General features: G+C 69.7%; 19 protein-coding genes. 5 read left to right on the forward strand and 14 right to left on the reverse strand.

Annotation, left to right across the window (positions count from 1 at the left end):
* The first annotated feature begins 183 nt into the window (after positions 1–183).
* Together AB0E90_RS15630 and AB0E90_RS15635 are read left to right on the forward strand one after the other, a co-directional pair.
* Positions 184–564, forward strand: coding sequence for a hypothetical protein (locus tag AB0E90_RS15630; protein ID WP_360404796.1), 381 nt, complete (start codon positions 184–186; stop codon positions 562–564).
* Positions 564–854 (forward strand): hypothetical protein, encoded by a 291-nt coding sequence (locus AB0E90_RS15635; RefSeq protein WP_360404799.1) that lies wholly within the window; start codon positions 564–566, stop codon positions 852–854. Before AB0E90_RS15630 ends, AB0E90_RS15635 begins: the two co-directional genes overlap by 1 nt.
* Positions 855–1,140: 286 nt before the next feature.
* Here the strand turns inward: AB0E90_RS15635 and AB0E90_RS15640 are convergent, their stop codons facing one another.
* Positions 1,141–1,713 carry a GNAT family N-acetyltransferase gene (locus AB0E90_RS15640; RefSeq protein ID WP_360404802.1) on the reverse strand — a complete coding sequence of 191 codons (573 nt, stop codon included), beginning with the start codon at positions 1,711–1,713 and terminating at the stop codon, positions 1,141–1,143.
* 100 nt (positions 1,714–1,813) lie between these two features.
* Positions 1,814–2,374 carry a hypothetical protein gene (locus AB0E90_RS15645; RefSeq protein ID WP_360404805.1) on the reverse strand — a complete coding sequence of 187 codons (561 nt, stop codon included), beginning with the start codon at positions 2,372–2,374 and terminating at the stop codon, positions 1,814–1,816.
* Between the two features lie 153 nt (positions 2,375–2,527).
* Here AB0E90_RS15645 and AB0E90_RS15650 point away from each other — a divergent pair, with 153 nt between their 5' ends.
* On the forward strand, positions 2,528–2,740 hold the full coding sequence (locus AB0E90_RS15650) for a hypothetical protein (RefSeq protein ID WP_360404808.1): 213 nt from the start codon (positions 2,528–2,530) through the stop codon (positions 2,738–2,740).
* A 23-nt stretch (positions 2,741–2,763) separates the two neighbouring features.
* On the opposite strand, the gene AB0E90_RS15655 is transcribed toward AB0E90_RS15650, so the two are convergent.
* A complete protein-coding gene (locus tag AB0E90_RS15655) occupies positions 2,764–2,928 on the reverse strand; it encodes a hypothetical protein (protein WP_360404811.1) in 165 nt (54 codons plus the stop codon).
* 46 nt (positions 2,929–2,974) lie between these two features.
* Positions 2,975–5,242: an EAL domain-containing protein gene (locus AB0E90_RS15660; RefSeq protein ID WP_360404814.1), complete on the reverse strand. Its 2,268-nt coding sequence runs from the start codon at positions 5,240–5,242 to the stop codon at positions 2,975–2,977.
* A gap of 130 nt (positions 5,243–5,372) precedes the next feature.
* Between AB0E90_RS15660 and AB0E90_RS15665 the strand changes: the two genes are divergently transcribed.
* Together AB0E90_RS15665 and pseI are read left to right on the forward strand one after the other, a co-directional pair.
* Positions 5,373–5,828, forward strand: coding sequence for a GNAT family N-acetyltransferase (locus tag AB0E90_RS15665; RefSeq protein ID WP_360404817.1), 456 nt, complete (start codon positions 5,373–5,375; stop codon positions 5,826–5,828).
* A complete protein-coding gene (gene pseI / locus AB0E90_RS15670) occupies positions 5,821–6,849 on the forward strand; it encodes a pseudaminic acid synthase (RefSeq protein ID WP_360404820.1) in 1,029 nt (342 codons plus the stop codon). The genes AB0E90_RS15665 and pseI overlap by 8 nt, the downstream gene beginning before the upstream one ends.
* On the opposite strand, the gene AB0E90_RS15675 is transcribed toward pseI, so the two are convergent.
* The 10 genes from AB0E90_RS15675 to AB0E90_RS15720 form a co-directional block, all read right to left on the reverse strand.
* Complete coding sequence (locus AB0E90_RS15675) at positions 6,846–8,681, reverse strand: hypothetical protein (RefSeq protein ID WP_360404823.1); 1,836 nt, start codon at positions 8,679–8,681, stop codon at positions 6,846–6,848. The genes pseI and AB0E90_RS15675 overlap by 4 nt on opposite strands.
* 362 nt (positions 8,682–9,043) lie before the next feature.
* The gene (locus tag AB0E90_RS15680; protein ID WP_360404826.1) at positions 9,044–11,191 is read right to left on the reverse strand and encodes an MMPL family transporter; all 2,148 of its coding nucleotides are present in this window, start codon (positions 11,189–11,191) and stop codon (positions 9,044–9,046) included.
* 88 nt (positions 11,192–11,279) lie between these two features.
* Positions 11,280–11,924, reverse strand: a complete 645-nt coding sequence (locus AB0E90_RS15685; protein ID WP_360404829.1) for a response regulator transcription factor — start codon at positions 11,922–11,924, stop codon at positions 11,280–11,282.
* Between the two features lie 28 nt (positions 11,925–11,952).
* A complete protein-coding gene (locus AB0E90_RS15690; RefSeq protein WP_360404832.1) occupies positions 11,953–13,251 on the reverse strand; it encodes a sensor domain-containing protein in 1,299 nt (432 codons plus the stop codon).
* A gap of 149 nt (positions 13,252–13,400) precedes the next feature.
* On the reverse strand, positions 13,401–15,599 hold the full coding sequence (locus tag AB0E90_RS15695; RefSeq protein WP_360404835.1) for a hypothetical protein: 2,199 nt from the start codon (positions 15,597–15,599) through the stop codon (positions 13,401–13,403).
* Positions 15,542–16,702 (reverse strand): acyl-CoA reductase, encoded by a 1,161-nt coding sequence (locus AB0E90_RS15700; protein WP_360405448.1) that lies wholly within the window; start codon positions 16,700–16,702, stop codon positions 15,542–15,544. The genes AB0E90_RS15695 and AB0E90_RS15700 overlap by 58 nt, the downstream gene beginning before the upstream one ends.
* A 26-nt stretch (positions 16,703–16,728) precedes the next feature.
* Positions 16,729–17,763 (reverse strand): acyl-protein synthetase, encoded by a 1,035-nt coding sequence (locus AB0E90_RS15705; protein WP_360404838.1) that lies wholly within the window; start codon positions 17,761–17,763, stop codon positions 16,729–16,731.
* 55 nt (positions 17,764–17,818) lie between these two features.
* Positions 17,819–19,051 carry an AMP-binding protein gene (locus AB0E90_RS15710; RefSeq protein ID WP_360404841.1) on the reverse strand — a complete coding sequence of 411 codons (1,233 nt, stop codon included), beginning with the start codon at positions 19,049–19,051 and terminating at the stop codon, positions 17,819–17,821.
* Entirely contained in the window at positions 19,048–19,785 is a 738-nt protein-coding gene (locus tag AB0E90_RS15715) for an SDR family oxidoreductase (RefSeq protein ID WP_360404844.1), read from the reverse strand. The genes AB0E90_RS15710 and AB0E90_RS15715 overlap by 4 nt, the downstream gene beginning before the upstream one ends.
* The gene (locus AB0E90_RS15720) at positions 19,778–20,023 is read right to left on the reverse strand and encodes an acyl carrier protein (RefSeq protein WP_360404847.1); all 246 of its coding nucleotides are present in this window, start codon (positions 20,021–20,023) and stop codon (positions 19,778–19,780) included. Before AB0E90_RS15720 ends, AB0E90_RS15715 begins: the two co-directional genes overlap by 8 nt.
* Between the last annotated feature and the right edge of the window lie 126 nt (positions 20,024–20,149).

A 20,149-nucleotide genomic window follows, 5' to 3' on the forward strand; every position in this document is an offset into this window, starting at 1 on the left:
CGGAGGAGTGAGCCGGTTTTGCGAGCCCCGCAGCGCGAACAAAAGGTGGCGCTGTGAGCGCGAGGAGTGAGCCGGTTTTGCGAGCCCCGCAGCGCGAACAAAAGGTGGCGCTGTGAGCGCGAGGAGTGAGCCGGTTTTGCGAGCCCCGCAGCGCGAACGAAAGGCAGCCCGGAGGTGGCGCGGATGACGGTCATGTTGCTGGAGACAGATCGCGTGCGCGCGCTCGGGATGGATACGGCCACCGGCCGATATCGCCATAACGAGGCGGAGACGGCAGTGCGGATCGAAGCGGCGCTCGGGGTGCGACTGACCCGGGCGCCGCGTTGGTCCCGGGCCGATTGGTTCGACGAATTCGGCATCTCCTACGACGCGGTCGGCCCGTTCTCGGCCGGCCGCTTCGAGCAACAGTGGCGACGGTTCTCCCAGCAGATCCTGCTGCACCTCAACAAGGCACAATTCGTGCCGGTGGACGTCTCCCTGTTCACCCAAACCCAGATCGAGGTAGTCGAACTGTTCATCGCAACTCGCCGCCTGGCCCCGCGCGTCTTCACCCTGGTGTACTGATGGCCGCCCTGATCATGGTCCGTCCCGGCCGCGACTGGCAGTCCTCCGGTGGCCTCTTCGACTGGACCCTCGAATACCTGATTCCCCGTCTCTCCGACGAGGCGACGGCCGAGTGGATGCGCACGGTGGTTGAGGAAAATCTCGGCAGCCTGTGGATTCCCGACCTGCCGTCGAAGACCCAGACGGAGATCTATGCGCTTCTGCGCGAGGACTTCCTGCGTACGGCGGAGAAAGAGCTCTCGCCCGCGGCCGTGGTCGAGCTGGAACAGCTGATCGCGCTCACCTACTGATGCGCGCAGTCGCCTACGACCGGTACGGACCGCCGGACGTGCTCCGGATCGCCGACATTCCGCGCCCCGTTCCCGCCGCCGGCCAGGTGCTGGTCCGGGTCGCGGCCACGTCGCTCAACCTGAGCGACTGGGAATGCCTGCGCGGCTCGCCGGCGGCGGCTCGGGCGCCTTCGCCATCCAGCCTCAATTCCCGAGACGGCAGGACCGAAGTCCTGGTTCAGGCGCTCCGGGGCACCGCACCACCAGGGTCGCCGACGCCGGGGATTTACGTTCGTCCTCCTGGGCGTCAGCGGAGATCGGCACTGTCCCACTGCTTTTTGGTGATCTCGTAGCGCACACCCCCGTGCTCGGCGCCCTCGACCATCTGCATATCGGAAGGAGTGTCGAGGGTGCCCGTCATCGTCATCCCGACCTTGGCCATCACCCTCCGGGAACCGTCGTTCACCGCCATCGTGTCGGCCCAGATCAGGCGCACGCCCAGCTCGGTGAACCCCTTGGCCAGCAAGGCTCTCGAGCCCTCGGTGGCGTATCCCTTGTCCCACTCCGCCCGGCGCAGCCGGTAGCCGAGTTCGACCTCGTCCAGCGGCCCTTCTTCCTCGGGACGAAGGTGGAACCAGCCGACGAAGGCGCCGCGGTCCTTCTCGTGCGCCGCGAACAGCCCGAAGTCGCCGCCCCACCTCTCGTAGCCGGCCATGATGTTTCGCAGGCCGCGCTCGCGGTAGTGCTCCGGTGGGGTCGGCTCGCCGCCGGTCAGGTAGCGCATGACCGCCGGATCGCTGTCCAGCTCGATCAACAGGTCCGCGTCGGCGGCGGTGAAGTGGCGCAAGGTCAGGCGCTCGGTGTCCAGGTAGGCATTCACGAGCGCATCCTGTTCTACGCAGGGGGGAGAAGACCAACGCTTTTCGGCCGCACGACGAAGCCGCCCCGGACTAATAGCCCAGGGCGGCGGTTGCTCCAGATCAGATGAGCCAGCGGTTCTTCTGCACGATCTGGAGCTTGGCCCAGATCTTGCCGAGGCCCCAGGTCTGGCCGGCGTAGGTGAGGGCGAAGACGATGGCGGCCAGGCCGTAGATGACGTGGTAGTCAACAACCGGGTTCGACGAACCGGAAGCGATCGGCCACTCGGCGAACCACATGAAGGCCATCATCAGTGGTGCGGCGACGGCGGAGACCCGCAGGCCGATGCCGAGGATCAGGGCGAGGCCGAGGCCGAGCATGCCGATCATGAAGGCCCAGTTGGCGAACGGGGTGCCGGCGATGCTGTGGAAGAAGCCCTTGAGCGGTCCGGCTTCGACGGTGGACAGGAAGCCCTTGGTCGGGGAGCCGCCGTGGATCCAGGCCTTGGCCGACGGGGTGGCGTAGCCGAAGCCGAAGGTCTTGTCGAGGAAGGCCCAGAGGAAGATGAAGCCGGTGGCGACCCGCAGGACGGCGAGCACCTTCGCGGCGGTCTTGGTGAGCATGTGCCCGGGCGCTTCAACCTTCTCGAGCTGGTGGGCGGCGTGGGCGGCGGCGGTGGTCATCGGTGCCTCCTGGTCTCATTTATCTCTCACCACTGAATCTCCTCTCTCCGGGCCGCGAGGACCCGTGCTGAAGTCCCCGAACCGGCGGGACCAAAGTCCCGCCGGCCGGGCGTTGGTGTGCCGGTCCGGGGCGGGGGGGTAAAGATCCAGGTCATGGCGGATTCGGAGAAGAGCCCGGCAAACAGCGGGGCCCTGCGCAAGACGGTGGACGTGCCGCCGGAGGACGTCGAGCAGTCGTCCGGGAAGCAGCCACGCGACGCGGCCGACCCGGAGCTGACCGAGGAGGAGCGGAAGGCGCGCATCGGGTCGGCCGGCGGCGGGGCGTACGGACCGGGTGCTCCCGGCCATCACTCGCCGCAGGAATAACGAACCGGCTCAGACCACCGCCGTCAGCGCCTCGGGGCTTCGTCGAGCAGGTAGGAACGCACCGCCAGCTCGCTCACCATCAGCAGGATGGCGAGCTGCGCGGCGAAGGCGACCGCCGCCATGAGGGCGAGGGTCTGCGTCTCCCAGACCTGGGGTGGCCGGAGCGCCCGCGATCCGATCTGATCCACGGCCGCAGAGTTTGGCAGCCGGCGTGCTCCGGCGCTGGCCCATAAATCAGGCGGCCGGGGCCAACGGCGTACCGGACAAAAGCTCGGTGAATTTTTCTGGCGACAGCGGGTGGGCGAAATAGAAGCCCTGGGCCGACTCGTAGCCCATGTCTTCGATGAAGCTGGCCTGGTCGCGGGTCTCGACGCCTTCGGCCACGGCGGTCAGGCCCAGGCTGTTGGCGACGTTCAGGACGGTGGCGGCGACCGGGGCGCGGCCCGGGCCGGCCTGGGTGAAGGAGCTGTCCAGCTTCAGCTCGTCGACCGGGCAGTCGGCCAGCATGGTCAGGGACGCGTCGCCGGTTCCGAAGTCGTCGATGGCCACCCGGACGCCCATCGAGCGCAGCGCGGAGATGCTCAGCCAGGACTCGGCGGGGTCGACGGCGGGCGCTTCCAGGGTGAGGCGGTGCGGCTCGATGCCGTACTCGTCGAGGATCGCGGCAACCGTCTCGGCGAAGGAGGGCTCGCGCAGGTCGCGCGGGGAGATGTTGATGTTGAGGACCAGGGTGGGGTCGGTCCAGCCGGCCAGTTGGCTCACCGCCTGGCGGAGCACCCACTGGCTCAGCGGGACGATCAGCCCGGTGCGCTCGGCGATCGGGATGAAGGCCTGCGGCGGCAGGATGCCGTGGGTCGGGTGCTGCCAGCGGACCAGGGCCTCGGCGCCCAGCACCCGCCGGTCGGAGAGCGCGACGATCGGCTGGTAGAGCAGGTAGAGCTGGCCGTCGTCGATCGCCTCGCGCAGTTCGACGCCGAGGTGCGCGTTGTCCGTGCTGGGCTGGGCCATGGCCGGCGTGAAGTGCAGGAACGCGGAGCCGTTGATCATCTTGGCGGCATACATGGCGATGTCGGCCTGGCGCAGCAGCAGGCTGGCGTCGTCACCGGAGCGGCCGTCGGCGATGCCGATGCTGGCCCGGATCGGCAGTTCGTGGCCGTCGGCGAGGACCGGCTGGCGCAGCGCCTCGATCATGCGCTGGGCGGCCAGGTCGGCGGCCTCGGGGGTGGCGCCGTCGAGCACCACGACGAACTCGTCGCCGCCGAGGCGGGCGACCGTGTCCTCGACCCGGATGCAGCCGGCCAGGCGCTGGGCCACCGCGATCAGCAGCAGGTCGCCGACCTCGTGGCCGAGGGTGTCGTTGACCTCCTTGAAGTCATCGAGGTCGATCAGCGCGACCGCGACCGGCCGCTCACCCGGCGTGCCCAGGGCCTTCAGCAGGCGTTCGTGGAACAGGGCCCGGTTGGGCAGCTGGGTGAGCGCGTCGTGGGTGGCGCCGTGGTCGAGCCGGTGCAGCAGGCGGCCGTTGTCGAGGAACGCGGTGATCTGACGGACCACCACCAGGACGGTCAGCGCCACGGCGCTGACCACGATCACCCGGCGGTCCGGTGCGGCGTCCGGCAGGGCCACGCTGAGCAGCAGGCCGTCGATCGCGGCGACCGCGACGTAGGGCAACACGCTGAAACTACGGCGGCGCGGCTCCCGTACGCCTCGGCGCGGGCTGTAGTCGGCCGCGCGCTGCCGTTCCGCCGCCCAGGACGCGAAGAAGAAGATGGCCGGCAGCGTGACCATGTCCGGGAAGAGGTGCGGGTCGATCGCCTGGAGCAGCGGGCGCGGGATGGTGCCGACCGCGCCGATCGCCACCGCGATGCCGATCAGCCGCATGGCCCCGCGGTCCAGGTGCGATGAGTTGGTGGTCAGCATGACCTTGGCGACGGCGAAGACGGCGAGCAGAGCGAGGACGGTGACGACCAGCGTGCCGTAGACGACGCGCGGGTCACCGCCGTCGAAGGTGCGCCGGGTGCCGAAGTGCCAGACGAAGACGGCGCAGGCCAGCATGACCGTGCCGGCGTCGAGGAAGAGGCGGAACAGCTCGCCGCGACTCTGCGCGCCGAACGGCAGGCGCAGGAGCGCATAAATGATCAGCAGTACGGCGAGGCCGTCGAGGATCAGCTGGCCGTCGCTGAGATGCGAGCCGGACGGATCGGCCGCGCTCAGGATGTCGGCGGTCTGCGAGATGGTGGCGAGACCGACGAGCACGGCCATCACGAACACATGTCGCCAGAACCGGAGGATCGGCCGTGGCAGGTGGTCGGCCCGGGCGGTCCGCCAGACGTTCGCGACCATCAGCGCGCCGCCGGCGAGCATCGGCAGCCACAGCACCAGCCAGGGCAGCACCGGGCTGATCGTGTTGACGATCACCAGGACCAACGCGAGCACGGTGACCGCGACGGAGGCCCGCAGCAGGCGTCCGCCCGGCAACCGGTTCCACAGCGCGCGGACCATAGGCCGCCTCCTCAACTAGTTCTGCCCGGCTTGCATCGGCGGAGCAGGGTCCGAGGTGAGGAAAGGCGCTGTGACGCTGGTCCTATCGATCGGCGGTTCGCCGAGATGGCCGGAGCTGTACTTTGTTGTCGTGCTACGACCTGCGGCGTACGCCGAACGTGATTTGATCTTGACCTGGCGCAATCATCCGGCGGTTCGTGCGATGAGTTTGACCACGCACGAGATCCGGCCGGAGGAGCATGCGGCCTGGTGGGAGCGGAATTGGGAGACCGTCCTCATATATGAGGATGAAGGCTCGCCGGCCGGCGTCGTAATCTTCAGCGGGGAGACCTGGTCCTTCTACCTCGACACCGAGGGACTCGGCCGGCGCATGCTGCCGGCCTGGATGCGGCTGGAGAAAGAAGCCATCGCGTACGCCTTCGGCACGCTCGGCCTCGAACGGCTCGACGGCGAGACCCTCGAGGAGAACAAGCAGGTCCTGGCACTGCACCGGCGCTTCGGCTTCCGGGAAGTCCGTCGATACGAGCGCTCCGTCGACGGCATCATGAAGACCGTCGTGGTGACGGAGAGAGGCAAAGATGACTAAGTTCGGGCCGGAGAAGCGGCCATACATCGTCGCGGAGATGTCCGGCAACCACAACGGTTCGCTCGACCGGGCGCTGGCGCTGGTCGACGTCGCGGCGGAGTCCGGCGCGGACGCGATCAAGATCCAGACCTACACGGCCGAGACGATGACCGTGGACGTCAAGCACCCCCGGTTCCAGATCTCCAAGGGCCACGAGCTCTGGGGCGGCGAATACCTCTACCAGCTGTACGAGCGGGCGCACACGCCGTGGGAGTGGCACCAGCCGATCTTCGAGCGGGCCCGCGAGCACGGCATCGAGGCGTTCTCCAGCCCGTTCGACCGCACCGCGGTGGAGCTGCTGGAGAAGCTGGACGCGCCGATGTACAAGATTGCGTCCTCGGAGATCACCGACCTGCCGCTGATCCGGCTCTGCGCGAGCACCGGCAAGCCGATCATCATCTCGACCGGCATGGCCTCGGTGCGCGAGATCGCGGCCGCGGTCGAGGCCGCCCAGGGCGCCGGCGCCACCGACGTGACCGTGCTGAGCTGCACCGCGTCCTATCCGGCCCCGCCGGAGGAGACCAACCTGCGCCGCATCCCGGTGCTGGCCCAGATGCTCGAGGTGCCGATCGGCCTGTCCGACCACACGATGGGCATCGGCGTGCCGATCGCGGCGGTCGCGTTCGGCGCCTGCCTGATCGAGAAGCACCTGACGCTGGACCGCGCGGACGGCGGCGTCGACTCGGCGTTCTCGCTCAACCCCGTCGAGCTGAAGCTGCTTCGCGAGGAGTCGGAGCGGGCCTGGCAGGCCCTCGGCACCACGCACATCGGCCCGACCGAGCACGAGAAGGAGGGCCTGCGGTTCCGCCGGTCGCTCTACGTGGTCACCGACGTCAAGGCCGGCGACCAGGTCACCCCGGAGAACGTGCGCTCGATCCGCCCCACCGGCGGCCTGGAGCCGGACGCGATCGGCCTGGCGCTCGGCCGCACCTTCACCGCCGACGCGGCCAAGGGCACGCCGCTCACCTGGGATCTGATCTAGGTCTTTTTGGCGCGACGGCTGCGAAGAAATTTGCGGCCGTCGCGACCGACCACCCGGTACGCCTCCCGGGCCAGCACCATCGCCTTGCCCGGCAGCTTGCTCCGGTAGAACTGCAGCTCCCGCTCCATCCGGCTGAGCTGGTTGTCCCGGGACTGGATGATCGTCTCGGTCCACTCCATCAGCGCGAGCAGATGACTGGCCTGGTAACGCTGCCGCCAGAGCGCCTCGGACAACTCCCGGAAGCCCTCGATGTCGACCGGCGCGGTGCCCGGCGTGACCGCGAGCAGCCTCAGTCGCAGCTCCTGCTGCTCGGGCAGGCTCAGCTCGAACTCGGCCGCCTCTCGCAGCACGTGCAGGTCGACCGCGGCGCGGACCTCCGGGTCGGAGATGCCCCGGCCGACCATGCCGAGCATGGTGGCGGTGAGGTCGACGGCGCTCGAGCTGATCGGCCACGGGTGCGGCTGCCCCGACGTGATCAACTGGACCGCGAACGCCCAGAGTGCCCGGACCAGCACGGCGTCCAGCGGCGTGGGCTCGATCGGCTCCCAGCGGGTCGGCAGCAGTGTCGGGCCATCCGGAGTCACGAGCACATCGGCGAAGCCGGCCAGCGCGACCGGGCCGGCCAGCGCGCCGTCCACGGCCTGCCCGGCCAGCCAGGACTCGAATCGGCCGAGCTCGGTGCGCAGCTCGGTCAGGTCGGTGGTCGCGCAGAGGTGCAGCAGGCGTTCCTCGAGCACGTAGCCGTCGGCGCCGGGCGCGGGCGGCTCGGCAACGCGGCGCAGGCCGTCCCGCTCGATCGGTTCGGCCAGGGCCTCGAGCACCTCGGTGCGGACCTCGCCGCCGGCGGCGCCCACCGCGTACGCGAACGAACCGTGCCGGTCGCCGACCAGGAGTTCCCGGCCCGGGACGGCGGCGGTCGCGCTGTCGTCCGGCGCTCGCGCGATGACCAGCCAGGCCGGCGCCACCGTCTGCTCGGCGCCGGCGCGCAGAGCCCGGTGAACCAGCCGGCGCGGGTCGCTGAGGACCGCGCGGCCACGGAACCCGGCGGCGAACGCCTGCCCGAGGGCCGTGCCCAGACGGGACCGCAGCGGGGAGTCGACGTTGCCGAGCAGCCCCGGGCCGACCAGGATCGTCGGCGCCGACGGCTCGGGGAACGCGGCATAGGTGACGTCGACCGTCAGACCGGCGGCGGTCAGGCGGTCGGTGAGCTGCTCAGCGGAGGCCGGCCGGTGCGGGTCGTGCTCATCCAGCGGGTACCACGCCGAGTCGTCGGTCTCCCGGGCGCCGGGGTCGAGCCGCACGGTGTGGTGCACGCCGAGGTGGTTGTCGTGGGTGAGCAGCAGCACACCGCCGGGGCGGACCGCCTGGGCTAGTCGGTCGAGCACCTCGCCGGCGGGCATCTGGCTGCCCTCGGTGGAGTTCAGCCGCTCGATGCCGTCGGCCGCCACGACCAGGTCGAACTTCTCCTCCGGGTCGAGCCGGACGAGGGCGCCGGCCAGCACCGTCACGGTCTGGTGCTCGCGGGACGCAAGCTCGGCGTCGCCGAGCGAGCGGAGCAGCCAGAAGACCTTCGAGCCCCCGTCGGCCAGCGCCGCGACCAGGTCGTCGGCGTGCGGCCCGGCGACCAGCACGGTGCGGCCGGGACCGGCGGACTGGCCGGCCAGGAGGCGCAGCAGGGCGCCGCGCGGCCGTTCGGGACCACGACCGGGATCGCTGTCCGTCCAGGCGAACATCTCGCCGCCGATGCGCCGCAGGTTGGCGACCGGCGGGACGGCGAGGGCGGCGGCGTAGTCCGTGCCCTGGGCGGGGACCAGAGCAGCGGTGTCCGACATGCTCCTACCTCTCTCTGGTAGCTGCCGATTCGACATTACTCAACGTTTCCGCCCGAGGCGTCGCCCGTCAGGTCGACCGGGAAAGGTACCACCGAAGAGTAAACACTCGCTGTGTCTGGTTTGCCCCACGAACAACCACCCTGGTCATGATCATCCTATCTCGGCCCCGGTCGATCAGCCCTGGCGGACGCCGCCTACATTGGACAACTCGCAACGTGAACTATTTTCAGAAATGTCCGCGGATCGTCACGGTCCGTGGTCGGGCCGGGGTCAGGCGCCGCCACGACTACCCCGGTCGCACGACGCCGACCCGGTGCGAGGTATGCCCCCACTTCGCACCGGGTCGGCTTCGTTGGGCTTGCTCAGGAAACTCCGGCAAGCTCCCGCTCCGGGCTCGCCGGGCCGTCGGCCGGCGCCTGCTCGTGGGCGATCTGCGGCAGCCAGCCCAGCCAGCGCGGCAGCCACCAGTTCTTCTCGCCGAGCAGGGCCATCACGGCCGGCAGCAGCACCGCCCGGATGATCGTCGCGTCCAGCAGGACCGCCGCGGCCAGGCCGATGCCGAGCTGCTTGGTCGAGGCCAGCGGCAACGTCGCGAACAGCGCGAACACCGCCACCATCACGACCGCCGCGCTGGTGATGACGCCGGCCGTGCGGCCGATGCCCTCGCGCACCGCTTCCCGGGTGGACAGGCCCCGGTCGTAACCCTCGCGGATCCGGCTCAGCACGAAGACGTGGTAGTCCATCGAGAGGCCGAACAGGATGATGAACAGGAACAGCGGCATCCAGTTCGTGATGCCGGGCGACGCCTGGAACTGCAGCTGCTTCTCGAAGTGGCCGTACTGGAAGACCCAGACCAGCATGCCGTAGGCGGCGGCCACCGAGAACAGGTTGAGCACCACGCCGGTGATCGCCACGACCACCGAGCGGAACGACACCAGCAGGAGCAGGAAGGCCAGCCCGAGCACGAAGCCGAACACCCACGGCATGCTCGTGTGGAGCCGGGCGTTGAAGTCGGCGTCACCCGCCCTCTCCCCGGTGACCAGCGCATCTTTCCCGAACGTCGCCGGCGCCTGGGTGCGCAGCACATCGAGCGCGTCATCGCCGACCAGGCCGAGCGAGACGACCGTGACGTTGCCGGCCGGGTTGACCCGGGTCTCGACCGGGCCGGTCAGCTTGCCGTTGCTGGCGGCGACAGCCTTCTCGAAGGCGGCCAGCCGATCCTTCGGCACCGCGGCCGGGATCACCACCTCAGCCGGCGAGGTCTTGCTCGGGAAGGCCGCGTCCACCGCCTTGAACGCCTGCACGATCGACGCCTGCGGCGGGAGGTCCTCGAAGCCCTCGGCCTTGGTGCGCAGGTCGAGCGCCGGAGCGGCGATCGCGGCCAGCGCGCCGATCGCCACGATCGTCGAGATCAGCGGCTTGGCCAGCACCATGCCGAGGAAAGCGTTCCAGACCCGGCCGTCGCTGCGGCGGCGGTAGAGCCCCGGGATCTTGATGGCGTCGACCTTGTCGCCGAGCGCCGAGAGCATGGCCGGCAGCACCGTCAGCGAGCCGAGCACCGCCGTCGCGACCACCAGGATCGTGCCGACCGCGAAGCTGACGAAGGTCGTGTCGAAGGTCAGGAACATGCCCGCCATCGCCACGATCACGGTCAGGCCGGAGATCCAGATCGACCGGCCCGAGGTCTGCGCGGCGATCACCAGGGCTCGGTGCGGATCGGCGCCGTTACGCCGCTCGTCGCGTTCCCGCCGGATGTAGAACAGGCAGTAGTCGACGCCGACCGCGAGCCCGACCAGCAGCATCACGTGCATGGTGGTGTCGACCGTCGGCGCGAACCGGCTGGCCACGGCGAGCAGGCCGATCGCCGCCACCACCGCGGTGATCGCCAGGGCAACCGGCAGCAGCGCCGCCACCACCGCGCCGAAGGCGATCAGCAGAATGCCCAGGGTCACCGGGAGGGACAGCATCCCCAACCGGCTCAGGCCCTCGTCGAGATCGTCGCCGATCAGCTTGTCGCCACTCGCGTCGCCGCCCTCGGCGATGTAGAGATCGGGGTGCGCGGCCTGCACCTTGGCCACCGTGTCCAGCGCGGGGCCGACCCGGTCCTTCGCGGTGTCCGGATCGCCGGCGATGCTGAAGGTGATCAGCGACGACTTCTTGTCCGGCGACTCGATCGCCGGCTGCACGCCGGTGACGTTGCTCGTGGCCTTGAGCTGCCTGGTCAGATCGGCGATCGCGGCGGTCCGATTCGCGCCGGACCGGTTCTGCACGATCGCCATCTCGCCGGCTGGCTGCACCGGGAAACCGGCGTCGGCGACGATCCGGTCGGCCCGCCCCGAATCGCCGTGCCCCTGGTCGGCGTTGGTCGCCTCATGGGTGCCGATCTGTCCGCTGAGGACGGTCACCCCGATCACGAAAGCGATCCAGCCAAGGATCGCGAGCGTCCGGTGCCGGGCGCTCCACATCGCGGCCCGTGCCGCGATTCCCTTTACGTTTTCCCCGCTTCTCATGGGAAAGACGCTATGGATTCCGGAGACCGGTCTCGATGAAGCAGGCTGCCCACTTCGGGGTAGTGCTAGCACTACCCCGGGAGGCCAACTAGCCCTGCAGGAAGGCCAACACGGCCAGCACGCGCCGGTGCTGCTCCTCGTCCTGGTGCAGGTCGAGCTTGGTGAAGATGTTGCGCACGTGCTTCTCCACCGCGCCGTCGGTGACCACCATCTTGCGGGCGATCGCGGTGTTGGACATGCCCTCGGCCATCAGGCCCAGCACCTCACGCTCGCGCGGGGTGAGGTTGCTCAGCGGGTCGTCGCGCCGGCGGCGGACCAGCAGCTGGCCGACCACCTCGGGGTCGAGGACGGTGCCGCCGTTCGCGACCCGGCGCAGCCCGTCGAGGAACTCGGCGACCTGGGACACCCGGTCCTTGAGCAGATAGCCGACCGCGCCCGCGCGGTCGGCCAGCAGGTCCTCGGCGTACGAGACCTCGACGTATTGGGAAAGAACCAGGATGGGGCTGCCCGGCACCTTGGAGCGAGCCTCCACGGCGGCGCGCAGCCCTTCGTCGGTGTGGCTGGGCGGCATCCGGACATCCACGATGGACACATCCGGTTTGTGCTCGACGATCGCCGCCACGAGGGAAGGCCCGTCGCCGACGGCCGCCACCACCGTGTGGCCGTTCTCCTCGACGAGCCTTATCAAGCCCTCGCGCAACAGCACCGCGTCGTCCGCAATCACCACCCGCATGCCGCCATGCTGTCAGATCGGCGGCCTCTTATAGGGGCAGGGCGGCAGTAAGCCTGGTTCCGCCACCCACCGGGCTCTCCACGTGCAGCACGCCACCGGCCGCCCGGACCCGATCGTCGAGGCCGGCCAGGCCGTGTCCCTTGGCCAGGCTGGCGCCCCCGACACCGTCGTCGGCGACCTCCACCAGCAGGCCGGAAACCGCGCGCTGCACGCTGACCAGCACCTCGCCGGCGTTGCTGTGCTTCGCCACGTTGGTCAGCGACTCGGCGACCACGAAGTAGGCGGTCGACTCGACGGCCGGGTCGAGCCGCTCGAACTGCGGCGCTTCCAGGATGACCGGCACGGTGCAGCGGCCGGCGAGCGCGGTCAGCGCGGCCTGCAGCCCCCGGTCGACCAGGATCGGCGGGGCGATGCCGCGGGACAGGGCGCGCAGCTCGTCGAGGGTCTCCCGGGTCTGGGTGAGCGCTTCGGCGACGGTGGCGCGGGCCGCGTCGGGGTCGGTGGCGAACTGCTGCTCGGCGCGGCCCAGGTCCATGGCCAGGCGGACCAGGCGCTGCTGCGGGCCGTCATGGATGTCGCGTTCGAGCCGGCGCAGGGCGGTGGCCTCGGCCGAGACCGCGGCGGCCTTCTGCTCCTGGGCGACCTGGCGGGCGGCATTCGCCGCGGCGACCTGCTCACGCAGGTCGTTCACACCGCTGAGCAGACCCTTGGCGAAGTACGCCTCGAGCAGCGCGGCCGCCCGGACCACCCAGTAGAGCGTGCCGAGGAAGAAGACGCCCGCGGCCAGGTAGAACGCGACCTTGGTGCCGTAGCTGCTGTCGAAGCCGAGCAGCTCGGGCAGGTCCTGGTCGTCCGGGCCGCTCGGCAGCGACCAGCCCCACAGGCCCCAGCTCAGGCCGCCCAGCGCACCCGACCACCAGGTCACCACGAAGACGAACGCGATCGTGCTGGGGATGAACCGGAAGATGGCGTGCAGCAGGTCGAGCCAGCTCTGGCCGTCGATGAGCGGGGTGAGCATCCGGCCGATCGGGCCGGCGTCGGGCCGGGTCTTGTAATAGGGATGCTGGAACCGGCGGCCGAACACCGGGCCGATCCGGGCGCGTTCGACGGTGGCCAGGCCCCGCACCATGTACATGGTGCCCATCAGGATCGGCAGGCCGATCCAGATGATGGTGGTGCCCACGCCGAGCCAGAACAGGGGCATGGCCAGCGAGATCGCGATGATCCCGAGCGGGAACCCGAGCAGGACGAATTGCGTGTCGATGCCGATCTGGCGAATGACACTGCGGCGGACGGGCGCGGCAGCTTCGGCGTAGGTCGTGGTCATGTCATGAACGCTAGGCATCGGCGGCCTCCCATCCGATCCCGCTGCCTGCCGGATCCGCGGTAGGGCTAACCCTACTAAGGCTTATCTGGTGGATCACGTGGGAACGAGGCGAGGTCCAGCCCCGCGTGATCCACCAGATAAGCCTTCAGTCAGCGCAGCTGGTAGATCGTCACCGGACCCGCCGTGAAGACCGGGGGCAGCCGCAGCCCCACCGGGCCGGAGCGGGTGTCGGCCAGGAGCCAGCGCACGTGGTAACGATCGCGCAGCTCGGCCAGATCGGCGGGGGCGCCGGTGGCGAAGACCCGCTGGTTGAGCGCGTAGCGATCGGGAAAGGGCGGCGGCTGACGGACGTAGCGCAGGCCGTTACGGCCGTCGGCCGCGACCGCCTGGTCGGTGTAACCCCAGCTCTCGATCAAGGTGCGCCGCCCGGTCAGGGCGGCCACCCAGAAGGCCCGCGAGTCACAGCCGGCCGACGGCCCACCGGGCGGCCAGCAATGCACGTTGGTGGCGACCACGTCGTCCGGGCCGGCCTGCCGGTCGACCCACTGCGCGGCGGCCATCTCGTCGTGCGTGATCGCCAGGGCGCTGGTGTGCTGGCCAGGGTCGCGCAGGGTCTTCCAGTCCGCCTCGGCCGCGCGCTCGGCGAACACCCCGACGCTGCCGCCGAGCACCGCGGCCAGCAACACGATCGACAGCCCGCGGCGGCGGATCACCAGCACCGAGGCGAGGATGATCGCGGCGACGATCAGGGCCAGTGCCCAATAGAGGGACCACACGCCCGACATCGGCAGCCGGGCAGCGGCGCCGGCCGCCAGGAAGCCGGCGGCCAGGCCACCGAGCAGGAGCCGCTGGCCGGGCTGCCGGTCGGCGAGCAACCGCACGCTCAGGACCGTCGCGAACGGGATCACGCCGAGGTAGAAGTAGGTCTGGCTGAGCGACGGGTGCCACAGCAGCCACATGCCGCCGACGCCGGCCACGGTCAGCCCGGCCAGCAGCCAGACGGCCGGATCTCGCCGGTTCCGTGCTCCGCTCAGCGTGATCAGACCGGCGAGCCGGGGCAGCTGCACGAGAAGCCACCACAGGACCAGCGCCGCCACGAAGAGAATGCCCCCGGTGGACGCATGTGCCAGGCTGGCGTCTTCGGCGCCGAACATCTGCCGATAGGGCGCGAATCCGGACAGGACTGCGAGCGGCTGCAGCCGGAGGATTCCCGCTCCCCCACCGGCGAACAGCAGCCCGCCGACGATCATCGCGGCCAGGGTGAGGCCAAGCATCGCCAGCGCGGGGCGCAGCCGGTCCCGGCGCCGAAGCGTCGACACGGCCGCCACCGCCAGGCCGAACACCACCGGCGGCAGGGCGCTCGACTTGGCGGCGGCACAGGCCAGCGCGAGCGGGAAGGCGAACAGCCAGGCCCAGCCGAGGCCGCGGCCGCGCACCGCCGCCACGGCGAAGGTCAGCAACAACCCGGTCAGCGGCAGCATGTAGACCTGGGACGGGCTGTAGTAGCTGATCGGATTGCTGCCCTGGGCCCAGGGCAGCAACGGCAGCCCGGCCACGCCGGCCGCCGCCGCCAGCACGCCGGCCCACCACTTGCCCCCGGTCAGGTCGCGGGCCAGCGCGGCGACCACGAGCACGGTGATCGCGGCGATCGGCACCAGCCACAGCCGCAGCAGCACGACGGCCGGGTCGATGCCGGTGATCATGGACGCGGTGGCCATGTCGGCGTTCGCGAGGTAGTGGTAGCGCAGCGTCTCGCCGGCCAGCTGCGGCACCTGGAACGGCATCGAGCGGGTCATCTCGTGGACCAGCGACAGGTGGTAACCGAGGTCCTGGAACCAGACGTCCTGCGCCGGCGGCAGCAGCTGGTTGTGCCAGAACGGCACGAGCGACGCCACCACCAGGGTGATCGTGCAGGCCAGAACCCAGGTCCAGCGCAGCGGCACCGGCCGGGGCTGGCTGATCAGCCAGTGCCGGCGCAGCCGGGGCACGGCCAGGAAGAGGACGACGATCGCGGCGGGCCAGACCGGCAGGAAGGCCTGCAGGCCGGTCGCGGCGGCGGCCGCCCAGCCGATCAGCAGCAGGAGCAGGCCGGTGGCGCCGCCGAGACCCAGGTCCTCGGGGAGATTGCCGCGGCTGCCGCGCAGCGCCCGGTGCACCAGCGTGCCGGGCAGCACGACCGCCAGCCCAAAATAGGCCGCATATCGCACTACGTCGACAAAAGAGACGCCGGTGAGCACCAGCGCGACGACGAGCGCGACCGCCGGGAGGAGCCAGGGCGCGAAGCGGGACCTCAGGACGCGATCGTGGTGAGGCGAGTGAACTCGCTCGGCAAGTCGTAGCCGTCCCATATGGCGCTGAAGGTTAGCGCCTGGCCGAACGGCACGATGCGATCGACCCCCCGGCCACCCAGCGCGAGGGCGAACTCGCGCAGCTCGTCGTGGGCGAAGCCGAAGTGGCTGAACGTCTGGTCCTGCCGGTTCATCGCCGGCACCAGGTCGATCAGCGAGCGCACCTCGGCGAACGGGAACGCTCCGGCGCCGATCCAGCGGCGCGGCGCATCGGGCACGGCGGTCAGCGACATCGCGGTCACCGAGTTGGCCGGGAACTCCATCGCCGAGATCGCGCCGGTCGCGGCCATGCCGTATGCGTTGACCCGCTTCTCCACCGCCATCGCCGCGTCGACCGCCCAGCCGCGCTGGTCGACGACCTCGAGCAGCAGCTCGACGAACTCGGCCCGGACGTCGTCGGTGTCCGTGCCGACCAGGAACACCGTGCGCGGCGAGGAGCAGGCCGCCTGGTCGAACCAGTAGGCATCGTTGGAGAAGCCGACCACGGCGTCGCGCTTGGCCGCCGGAGTGGCCGCACGCCAACCGGCCGCCGAGAGCGCCGCCCACGACGTACGGTCCGGGAAGGTCAGGTCTCGGGCCGACGGCCGCAGTGGGTTTTTCCGGATCGCCTCGACCGCCGCGTCGCCGCCCCAGATGACGCGCAGGTCGCACCACTGGCTCAGGGCCGCGGTGACGGCGTTGTCGCGACCGTAGGTGATCATGCGCTGGGTGCGGCCGATGACCGGGTCGGCGTCGGCGAGCACCGCGTTGAGAGCTTCGAGGATGGTGTCGGCCGCAGCGGCCGAGCGCTCCGAGATGCGGACCACATTGTGGTTGCCGGCCAGCGCGGACAGCGCCCACGAATAGACGAAGATCGTGTCGACGTTCGCCGGCGGCACGTGGAAGACGTTGCCGCGGGGGAAGACGATCGCGTCGTCGCGCTGCATCCGCGCGACCGCCCGGTTGAGCTCGGCCGGCCGCAGGAAGAAGCCGAGCGAGCCCAGCTCCGGGTGCCGGCGAGCGACGGCCGGGGCGAGCAGCTTGCGGGCGACCTTGGCCAGGAAGTCGAGAACACGCGGGTCGCCGACGGTCAGGCGGTCGTCCACGGGGGCGGTCAAATCCAAAGCGGAAGACCCGAATCGGTACTTGATCACGCCGCCTCCCGGTACGTGTCGGAGCAGCCCCGCGCCTCGGCCCGCGGCAGCCGGCCGATCACCGAGAAGCGCTTGCCGGGCCAGTCCCCGTCGTCGATGCCGTGCACCACGCCCATGTCCTCGGTGAGAAGCACATGCCCGGGGTACGACGTGGGCAGCGTGCTGATCACCTCGAGCAACCCGGTCTCGCCCGGCGGCAGCTCCCGCCAGGTCTGCGGGTCCCGCACGATCACGTCGGCGAAGTCCGGGCAGTAGAGCGAGCCACCGGACGGCCCTTCGAGGAAGACCGTGCCGATCTGCTCGACCATGCCGTAGTAGTTGTGCACGTTGGTGAGGCCGACCCCGGCCAGCCGCGCCCGGAACTCGTCAGGCGACACCGCCTGGTCGATCAGCTTCTTCCAGCCGCCGGAGTGGATCAGGATGCCGTTCGAGAGGTCGAGCCCGTTGTCCCGGGCGACCTCGTAGAGGTGCAGCCAGACCAGGTACGTGAAGCCGAAGATCAGGAACGGCGCGTCGCCGTGCTTCTCCAGGAAGCCGCGGATCGCGGCGAGGTCGACCTGGCCGTCGTTGTCGAGCGCCCAGACGTGGTCGCGGCCGAACGTCGACATCCCGAGCACGCCGGCGCCGCGCGCGGAGAAGGAGCGCCGGTCCTTGAGCATCGCTTTGGTGTCGACCAGGATCATCGGGAGCCGACGGGGGCCGAGCACGGTCTGCACGGTGGCGCCCAGCCGGCGGGTCTGCTCGGCGGCCGCCTGCTTGTCCAGGTAGATCTTGCTGACCTCGCCGGTGGTGCCGCTGGAGGTCAGGACCTTGAAGACCTCGTCGTCCGGGATGCTCTTGAGGTCGAGGTTCTTGAACAGCCGAACCGGCAGCCAGGGCAGGTCAGCCACCGTCTCCGCTCCGGAATACCCATTTGCCGCCAAAATCCGGGCATAGGGCTCGCAGCGGTCACGGTGGTGCTCGGTCAGGGCGGAGAGCTCCTTGAGGAGCACCTCTTCCTTCTGAGCCTGCGGAAGGGTGAAGACACTCACAGTGCCACCTCTCGTTCGCGCTGCGGGGCTCGCAAAACCGGCTCACTCCTCGCGCTCACAGTGACGACTCCAGGGCGCGGTAATCGACCTTGCCGTTGGGCAGCAGCGGCAGGTTTTCGATGCTACGCACCACGACGCCGGAGAAATGTGTCCCGAGCCACTCGGAGATCTTGGTGCGCAGATCGCGGACCTCGTCGTCGGTCGCGCCGAGGGCGAAGACGTTCAGCTTGTCCTCGCCGGCCACGGCCGTGACCGGGAAGTGTTTCTCCACGTCGTCCAGGTTGATCCGGACGCCGAAGACCTTGCCCATCCGCTTGATCCGGCCGGTGATGAACAGGAAACCGTCGTCGTCGATGCGACCGAGGTCACCGGTGTGCAGCACGCCACCCAGCTCGTCACCCTTGGCCAGGTCGGCGGCGGTGTCGGCGTACCCCATCATGACGTTGGGTCCGTGATAGAGCACTTCGTCGTCGGCGGAGAGTGAGAAATGGGCGCCGGGCAGCGCGAGGCCGACCGAGCCGAGCTTCTCCTCGAGCCGGGCGGGCGGCAGGGTGGCCATCCGCGGGGCCGCCTCGGTCTGGCCGTACATCACGTAGAGCGCACCCTCGACCGTGGCCATCCGCTGGGCGAAGTCGCTGACCAGATCGCTGCGGAGCCGGCCGCCGGCCTGGGTGAGCTTGCGCAGCGACGGGTATTTCGCCGGGTCGAAGCGCAGCCGGCGCAGCATTTCGTACTGGTAGGGCACGAACGCCATCGACGTGACGTGGCGCTCGGTCACCGCGGTCCAGAAGTCGCGCTGCATGATGCCGGTGCGCTCGAGGATCACGGTGGCGCCGCGCAGCAGGTGCGAGTTGAGCACGGACATGCCGTACGAGTAGAAGAGCGGCAGCGTGGTGATCGCGACGTCGTCGGCGGTGATGTCGAGGACGTCGGCGATCTGCCCGGCGTTGGCCAGCACGGCGTCGGCGGAGAGCCGGACGAGCTTGGGGTTGCCGGTCGAGCCGCTGGTGGTGAGCAGCAGCGCCAGATCGGGATGCACGTCATCGGTGGCGAAGCGCTCGGCCCAGTGCGCGTTGTCGCCGTCCGGATCGAGCAGAACGATCGGCCGGCCGAGCCGCAGCGCGGCCAAATATCGGGCTATATCCGAAATCGTGGTCGAAACCGGATGAAAGACTACCGCGCCGTCTTCTGTCGCCAGAGCTTCGGCAGCGGCATCGACATCGGCCGCGGACAGCGATGCGCCGGTCGCGGCGTCGATCACGCGCGCGCCGGGATGCAGCAGGTTCACAGCGTCAATCCTCCATCAACTCCGAGCACCTGGCCGGTCACGAACCGGGCCTGCTCGGAGAGGAGGAAAACGATCACGTCGGCGACCTCGTCGGCCTCACCGAGGCGGCCCAGCGCGGTGTCGCCGATCCGCTCCGCGCGGCCCTTCTCGTCGAGCGAGTCCAGCATGTCGGTCGCGATGAAGCCAGGCTCGATCGCGTTGACCCGGATGCCCTGCGGACCGAGCTCCTTGGCGGCCGATTTGGCCAGGGCCGCCACCGCGGCCTTGGACGCGGCGTAGACGGCCTGGCCGGCGATGCCGCGACTCGCGGTGATCGACGACACGAGAACCACAGCTGGGGTACGCCCGCGAGCGAGCAACCGCGACGCACCGCGCAGGGTGTACGCCGCACCGGCCGCGTTCACCGCGAACAGGCGCTGGATCGTGGCGTCGTCGGTCATGCCGAGCATGCCGGCCGCGTGCGTGCCGGCGTTGACCACCAGGGCGTCGAGCCGCTTGAAGTTGGCGAACGCGACCTGCATGAGGGCCTTGCTAGTGGCCGGGTCGCCGATGTCGCCGCTGCCCGTGAAAGTGCTCACACCAAATTTTTCGGCGAGCTCGGCGGCCACCTGGGCCACCGCCTCCGCACCGTGACCGTGCAGAACCAGGTCGTAACCACGCTCGGCGAGTTTGGTCGCGGTGGCGCGGCCGATGCCGCGGGAAGCCCCGGTAATCAGGGCAACCCGATCACTCACTGATCTCGACCCCGTACTTACCGAGAATCTTGATCGCTTCCTGGAAGCTCGACATGTTGATCACGTCGTCGGTGTCGATCATGACGCCGAACTCGTCCTCGAGTGTCGCAATCAGGGACATATGGGCCAGAGAGTCCCATTTTTCATTGTCCTGATACTGCAGGTCGTCCACGGGTGCATCCGCCGGAAGGTCCAGGGCGGTGCGGAAAGCTTCCCGCAGTTTCTGCAGCGTGCTCACAGGGGGGCTCCAAGGTGGGATAGACAGAGGCCTCCCACTTTCTTACAGGTTCACGGTCGTCATGACCAATCCCGCCTGAACCCAACGTGAACGAGTGTTGTCCTTTTCCGTCTACCCTGTTAAAGC

This window comes from Actinoplanes sp. NPDC026619, from assembly GCF_040638295.1.
Lineage (GTDB): Bacteria > Actinomycetota > Actinomycetes > Mycobacteriales > Micromonosporaceae > Actinoplanes.

Bases quoted from the DNA above. Each gene is read 5' to 3' on its own strand.
- AB0E90_RS15630 (WP_360404796.1), top strand. From the start codon at position 184: ATGACGGTCATGTTGCTGGAGACAGATCGCGTGCGCGCGCTCGGGATG.
- AB0E90_RS15635 (WP_360404799.1), top strand. From the start codon at position 564: ATGGCCGCCCTGATCATGGTCCGTCCCGGCCGCGACTGGCAGTCCTCC.
- AB0E90_RS15645 (WP_360404805.1), bottom strand. From the start codon at position 2,374: ATGACCACCGCCGCCGCCCACGCCGCCCACCAGCTCGAGAAGGTTGAA.
- AB0E90_RS15650 (WP_360404808.1), top strand. From the start codon at position 2,528: ATGGCGGATTCGGAGAAGAGCCCGGCAAACAGCGGGGCCCTGCGCAAG.
- AB0E90_RS15660 (WP_360404814.1), bottom strand. From the start codon at position 5,242: ATGGTCCGCGCGCTGTGGAACCGGTTGCCGGGCGGACGCCTGCTGCGG.
- pseI (WP_360404820.1), top strand. From the start codon at position 5,821: ATGACTAAGTTCGGGCCGGAGAAGCGGCCATACATCGTCGCGGAGATG.
- AB0E90_RS15675 (WP_360404823.1), bottom strand. From the start codon at position 8,681: ATGTCGGACACCGCTGCTCTGGTCCCCGCCCAGGGCACGGACTACGCC.
- AB0E90_RS15680 (WP_360404826.1), bottom strand. From the start codon at position 11,191: ATGAGAAGCGGGGAAAACGTAAAGGGAATCGCGGCACGGGCCGCGATG.
- AB0E90_RS15685 (WP_360404829.1), bottom strand. From the start codon at position 11,924: ATGCGGGTGGTGATTGCGGACGACGCGGTGCTGTTGCGCGAGGGCTTG.
- AB0E90_RS15690 (WP_360404832.1), bottom strand. From the start codon at position 13,251: ATGACCACGACCTACGCCGAAGCTGCCGCGCCCGTCCGCCGCAGTGTC.
- AB0E90_RS15695 (WP_360404835.1), bottom strand. From the start codon at position 15,599: ATGGGACGGCTACGACTTGCCGAGCGAGTTCACTCGCCTCACCACGAT.